The sequence below is a fragment of the Burkholderia sp. ABCPW 14 genome (genome assembly GCF_001523835.1).
Lineage (GTDB): Bacteria > Pseudomonadota > Gammaproteobacteria > Burkholderiales > Burkholderiaceae > Burkholderia > Burkholderia mayonis.
Genome location: NZ_LOVS01000089.1, coordinates 1 through 5616, shown reverse-complemented (window position 1 = coordinate 5616; position 5616 = coordinate 1). Strand labels below are relative to the sequence as shown.

7 protein-coding genes and 1 tRNA gene are annotated in these 5616 nt (G+C 57.9%); 1 reads left to right on the top strand and 7 read right to left on the bottom strand.

The features are described 5' to 3' along the window. Nucleotides 1–247 (top strand): transposase (locus tag WS62_RS13690; RefSeq protein ID WP_197422830.1); only part of this gene is annotated, 247 nt, incomplete at its 5' end. 166 nt (nucleotides 248–413) lie between these two features. Here the strand turns inward: WS62_RS13690 and WS62_RS13685 are convergent. The 7 genes from WS62_RS13685 to WS62_RS13660 all read right to left on the bottom strand — a co-directional run bounded on the left by WS62_RS13685 (nucleotide 414) and on the right by WS62_RS13660 (nucleotide 5021). Beyond that, the gene (locus WS62_RS13685; protein ID WP_082720950.1) at nucleotides 414–1700 is read right to left on the bottom strand and encodes a tyrosine-type recombinase/integrase; all 1287 of its coding nucleotides are present in this window, start codon (nucleotides 1698–1700) and stop codon (nucleotides 414–416) included. 176 nt (nucleotides 1701–1876) lie between these two features. Continuing rightward, nucleotides 1877–1947 (bottom strand) — tRNA-Ser (locus WS62_RS13680). Then, complete coding sequence (locus tag WS62_RS36365) at nucleotides 1940–2542, bottom strand: hypothetical protein (RefSeq protein ID WP_156440973.1); 603 nt, start codon at nucleotides 2540–2542, stop codon at nucleotides 1940–1942. The genes WS62_RS13680 and WS62_RS36365 overlap by 8 nt, the downstream gene beginning before the upstream one ends. Before the next feature lie 65 nt (nucleotides 2543–2607). Then, a complete protein-coding gene (locus WS62_RS13675) occupies nucleotides 2608–2925 on the bottom strand; it encodes a helix-turn-helix domain-containing protein (protein ID WP_066571486.1) in 318 nt (105 codons plus the stop codon). A 7-nt stretch (nucleotides 2926–2932) separates the two neighbouring features. After that, on the bottom strand, nucleotides 2933–3265 hold the full coding sequence (locus WS62_RS13670; RefSeq protein ID WP_009910242.1) for a type II toxin-antitoxin system RelE/ParE family toxin: 333 nt from the start codon (nucleotides 3263–3265) through the stop codon (nucleotides 2933–2935). Between the two features lie 41 nt (nucleotides 3266–3306). Beyond that, nucleotides 3307–4161 carry a tyrosine-type recombinase/integrase gene (locus WS62_RS13665; protein WP_066571482.1) on the bottom strand — a complete coding sequence of 285 codons (855 nt, stop codon included), beginning with the start codon at nucleotides 4159–4161 and terminating at the stop codon, nucleotides 3307–3309. A gap of 80 nt (nucleotides 4162–4241) precedes the next feature. Continuing rightward, nucleotides 4242–5021 carry a rolling circle replication-associated protein gene (locus WS62_RS13660; protein ID WP_066571480.1) on the bottom strand — a complete coding sequence of 260 codons (780 nt, stop codon included), beginning with the start codon at nucleotides 5019–5021 and terminating at the stop codon, nucleotides 4242–4244. Between the last annotated feature and the right edge of the window lie 595 nt (nucleotides 5022–5616).

Genomic DNA, 5616 nt, shown 5'->3' with positions numbered 1-5616 from the left:
AAAGGCTTGGGGGCAATGGATCGAGCAAGCCCGGCAAAGCGGGATTGCCGCGCTGCAACTGTTTGCCCAGCGCTTGCAGGGTTACTGGCACGGCATCCTGGCCCGCTGCCGCCATCCGCTCAATACCAGCGTCGTCGAAGGCATCAACAACACCATCAAGGTCATCAAGCGTCGCGCTTACGGGTACCGCGACGAGGAATATTTCTTCCTCAAAATCCGCGCCGCGTTCCCCGGAATTCCTCGATGAACCGAAAAAAAACAGCACAGGCTAATCCGCGACGCAATGATCAATCGCACATCGCTCCACGACTGCGAGAGCGCGAGAAAATGAACAAGCCGAGCATCACACCGATACGAGGTACGTTTGGATTTCCGATCAGCCCAGACACCGAAAATCTCTAGGGGGCAGCGCCTCACGCAGTCCTGCTCACCAAATGCAGCGTCCTCGCAGGCTTCGGAACGTTCCCCGCGGCTAGTTCATCGAGAAAATCGGCCCAGTCCTGAACCATTTCGCGGCGCTGTTCGAGAAACGTTGCGCGATCGTAGCTATCACCCAGCTCCTCGCTCGATGCGTGGGCGAGATGACGCTCGATCACCTCCCGGTCCCATCCGAGATATTCCCGGATCAACGTACGGGCCGTCGCACGAAAACCATGGCCGGTGATCTGTTCTTTAGTGTCGTAGCCCAGCGTACGTAGCGCACTATTGACCGTGTTCTCGCTCATGTAACGCGTCGCCTCGGAGCGCTTGGCGACACTGCGAAAGATCGGCCCCTTCGGCCCGGTTAGCGGATGCAGATCTCTCAGGATCTCCATGGCCTGCGACGGAAGCGGCACCATATGCGCTGGCGTGCGGCTATCCCGCTTCTTCCATTCCCGCATCTTCATTTTTTCCGGCGGACAGATCCAGACAGCGCCGTCTAGATCGATATCCTCCCAGTGGGCGAAACGTAGCTGACCGGGTCGCTGGAACAGTAACGGAGCGAGCTGCAATGCCGCACGGGTAATTACATGGCCGTTGTAGGCCCGGATATCGCGCAGCAGCTGTCCAAGCTGCTGCGGATCAGTGATAGCTGGGTAATGACGGCTGCGGACGGCTGGAAGTCCGCCTGTACGGCCATTCACAAAATTCTTGGCTGGTTCCAGAACGCCGGTATCGACTGCGTACTGATACACATGCTGAATCGTCTCGCGCACCCGCATCGCGGTTTCAAGATTGCCGCGCTCTTTGATGCGGTGCAGGCAACGCACGACTTCGGTCGGTTTGATCTCCTCCACCGGAAGTCGACCCACCCAGGGAAACACGTGCAACTCTAAGTAGCGAATGATTTTCGCGGCATAACCGACAGACCACTGGCGATCCTTTTCCGACGCCTTATGCCATTCTCGCGCCACCAATTCAAACGTATTGAGCCGAGCTGCCTGCTCTTGCTCCTGCTTCTCGCGCCGAGCTTTTTGGGGGTCGATCCCATCTTCTCGCCGCTTCATTTCTTCACGGGCCTTCCTGCGCGCCGCCGCCAGCGACACAATCGGATAACGACCAAGCGACAGCTTGATGTTTTTCCCGTCGCGCATATAGCGATAGACCCAGATCTTGCGAGTCGGCCGCACCCGCAGGTACAGTCCGTCGCCATCCGGCAGCCAGTAATCCTTTGCGCAGTGCTCCGCGTTTTTTACTTTTAAATCAGTGAGTTGCCCCATGATTTCGTACCCAAAAATGGCAAAACCTCGGTACAACCATTTTGGGTACGAAATTTGGGATATGCAAACGCCGGCTTTGGACGGAATTCGCCGGCTTTCCCCGGACGCAAAAATCCCGCAACGCCTTACCCAGCGGGGCCTTTCAGGATTTCAGGGGATGACTATGGAAATACAGATGGCGCGCCCGGCTGGGATCGAACCAGCAACCCCTGCCTTCGGAGGGCAGATAGCCGCACTCATCACACGCTGTTTGCGTCTTTGCTTGGGACACAGGACGCTGCCGACGTTACACGCTTGCACGCATCCCTAAATTTCTGAAGCAACCCGCGCTCTGGCTTTGCGGAAAAAACAATGCCGGTCGAAGAAAATGCCTGCGCACGAAGCGACCACAACGCCACTCGATAACGAGGTATGAGCAGACCCTTGGCGAAATATTCAAGCCACGGCTCGTCGCGCGAACTGAGCGGCACATACCAAGTAGCCTCCTGCCCATGAGACAAATCGACGGGTAATCGGCTACTCAGGCTCGGATCAAACAGTTGGACAGCCGCACGGCGCTTCGGCCAGCGCATAGTCCATCCAATCTGCACGATCCTAACAGGACGGTCCCCCGTGTTCACAACCCGGAAAACGACGTATTCAGGGTAAGGCTTTACCGAGCCAGCACCGACAGTAATGCGATGCCCTGCGGACAGTTGTGCAGTCGGACGCGCGGAGCGATTCGCAATATACAAAGCGACGGCAGCAGCAGCGAAGGAGCCTGCGGCTGAAAACCAGTTAGCAAAGCCATTCGCCATGTCCCAGGCGGACTTAGAAATGCCAAGAAAGGTAGGTTCAGACACGTAGACTCACCCCGCAGTAGTTGCAGACCACTGTCCCAACACCCTCAAAAGCGCATCGGGTACCGTCAGGCAAACGAAATCACGAGCCTCTTACCACATGCAGCCGCATATTTACGCAGCGTCGCAAATGACGGGGAATGCTTTTCACTCGACAACGAAGCCTCAAGCCGCGAAACCGCTGATGCGGTCGTACCCATCCGCTCCGCAATCTGAGCCTGCGTCAGACCAGCGTCGCGCCGCGCAGACAAGATAGCGCGCAACGCGATGTACTCATCCTCCAACGCGTCATACTCAGCCTTGACGTTGCGACCAGCAAGCAGACGCGCCGTGTCGTCCGCCGTATGCGGAACCGGATTGAATCCCTCAGCGTGAACGCGCTTCACTGCTACCTTAGCCATTACGCACCTCTCTCAAACGTGCTTGGGCGATCCGCAATTCATGTTGCGGCGTTTCCTGCGTCTTCTTAACGAAGGAGTGCAGCACAACGACTTGCCGCCCCACATGCGTGCAATAGAACACCCGCCCGATACCTTCCCTACCCTTGGGACGCAACTCGAACAACCCGTTACCCATTGCTCGGGAGTGCGGCATCCGCAGATCCGCCCCGAACTCCTGCATCAGATCCAACAGCCGGAGGTAGTCCGCGAGAATCCCAGCCGGGAACGCGAAAACGTCGCGCTTCACCCGTTCGTTGTAGTAGACGACCGTCCAATCAAATTTCATGTTAGCAAATTTGCTATATTTCTGCAATCTGGCTTGCCGCTCTAGAGCGGCAAGAGCTTCTGTACAGCCGCGCGGCCTTGGTCCGGCGACAGGTGGGCGTAGCGCTCCGTCACGGAGATCGAGGAGTGCCCCAGCAGGTCTTTCACGACGTACAGGGAAACACCCTCCATCACCAGCCATGACGCGAAAGTATGTCGCAGGTCGTGGATCCGGAAATTCTCGATACCGACGCGGGCGCATGCTGCGTTAAATCCTTTCTGCAGGGTCTGTATGCGCTTCCCGGACCACCCCGGAAACACCCACTCGGAACCGGAACACTTCCGCTCAACCCAATCCCGTTGACCCCTCAATGCCGACAGCGCGGCACTATTCAACGGCACCACCCTACGCTTGCCGTTCTTCGTATGCTCAGCGTCCAGACGCAAAAACGAGCGCTCAAAATCCACCCGACGCCAGTCAAGCGCCAATAACTCGTTCTTTCTGCAACCTGTACTGAGTGCGAGGCGCACGAAGTTTGCCAAATGTGGGCGCTTTGCATAAGCACCGGCAGAAAGAATCAGCGTGGATGCTTCCGCACGCGATATCCATCTAACCCGATGCTCCCCGCCATTCAATCCGAGACTCTGCGCCGGATTCGGCAAATCAGAGCAATCGCATTCGAGACGGACAAAATTGATAGCTGCCGAAAGAAATTTCAACTCTCTCTTGACTGTTGACTCCTGCACACCATCGGCAAGACGGACCGCAACATACTTCCGAACGTCCACCCTTTTCAACGCCGAGATAGCGCGTCCGCCAAAATACGGCTGAAGTCGCTTCAACGAGTACATATCTCGCTGCTTACTGCGGTGATCCTTAGCCGACAAATAAATACCGACGATTTCCTCAAATGTCATTCCAAACGCCTCTAGCGCTATTGAATCACCAGAATATCGACAGTTGCGATTCTATGCTTAAATCCATTTACAAAATTGGTCTAATTCTCGCGCGTCGATAACCAGAACACGCCCAACTCCTGCCGCCAAAACGCTTGACAGCGGTCAAGCGTCGCGCCCGCCTGCAAAGCAGCATTGAACGCAACCTTCAGGGCTTCCGCCGGATCATTCGCGGCAATGTGATCGATCGGCATAACCTCCGGAACGACGACGCCGCGGCTTGTCCAATACCGCTTTTCATTCAGCGCGTGCTCCGCAAAATCCTTCGTGATGTACTTCGCCAGGTAGGCCGCAAGCTTGTGCCGCAGCCCCTTTTCCTTAAACGGGTTTCGGACGTTAATCTGGCCATTCCCGACGCCTACGATGCTTTGCCAGATCGAGCGCAGCACTCGATAGTTCTGGCGCCCCTTGACCGCCACGTGGAGGTGCCATGCACCCCGCTTTTGGCGCTCAGGTGTAGCGACATACTGGAACGTCGACAGCTTCGCGAGGCGACGGCGCAGCGCATCGAAATCGCGCTTCAGGCGGGCTTTGTCCTGCATGTTCTCCCGGTACGTCAACGTGATCATTCTGTCCGCTCCAATCGCCTTGCACCGTAGCCGCACCTGCTGTTTCGCGCGCTTCGCCGCATCGAGCAGGTTCGACTCACTGTTCTCCGACTCGCCGCGCTTCGCCTTCGGCATCGCATTCAACGACAGCGCGCCCATGTACCGATCAAACCGCGTCGCCGTCACCTCCACCTGACCATCGCCAAAATTCCGGCCACGGATCACCCACTCTCTACGGAACGGCGAGAAGTCGCCTATACTTGCGTCGTGCATTGCAATCACCCTTGTAATGCGCTGTTTCACCAAGCCCTGACCGTGCCAGCGTTCAGGGCTTTTCTTTTTTCCGAACCGCCTTTCTGTCCTTGCTCTGCCTCGCCCTATGCCGGCGTCCGTGTCCCGTATCCGTTAAGTGTCCCTGATACAAGTTTAGGGGCCGCGCTGCGCGCGGCCCGCCCGGCGCGCTCTGCTGCGCTGGGCGAGCCCCGCGCACTTCAACCCCCAACCCCTCGCCACCGAACCGCCTACGCCCGCCCCTATCGCGCCGGAAGCGCCCCGCGCGGCAGTGCCTTGCAGAATGGAGGGGCCACCGCCGCAGCGCCTCCGCTCCCCGCCCCCGCAATTACCCGCTACTCGGTCCGGCGGGCCGCGCTGAGCCGCGCGACAAAGGCCAGGACTTCGCATTGCCGCCGTCGCCCTACGCCGCTTCGGCCTCGGCCGGACACTCCCGACGCTAGACGCCCGATTTTTCGTTACGCCCGCGATCGAGATAACGATTAAATCCGTCCGTGTCGTACTCAAACGCCCCGAGCATCAACTCGTCAGCCCAATACGCCAAGCGCTCGACCACTTCTGCCTTTGATAGCCCCGC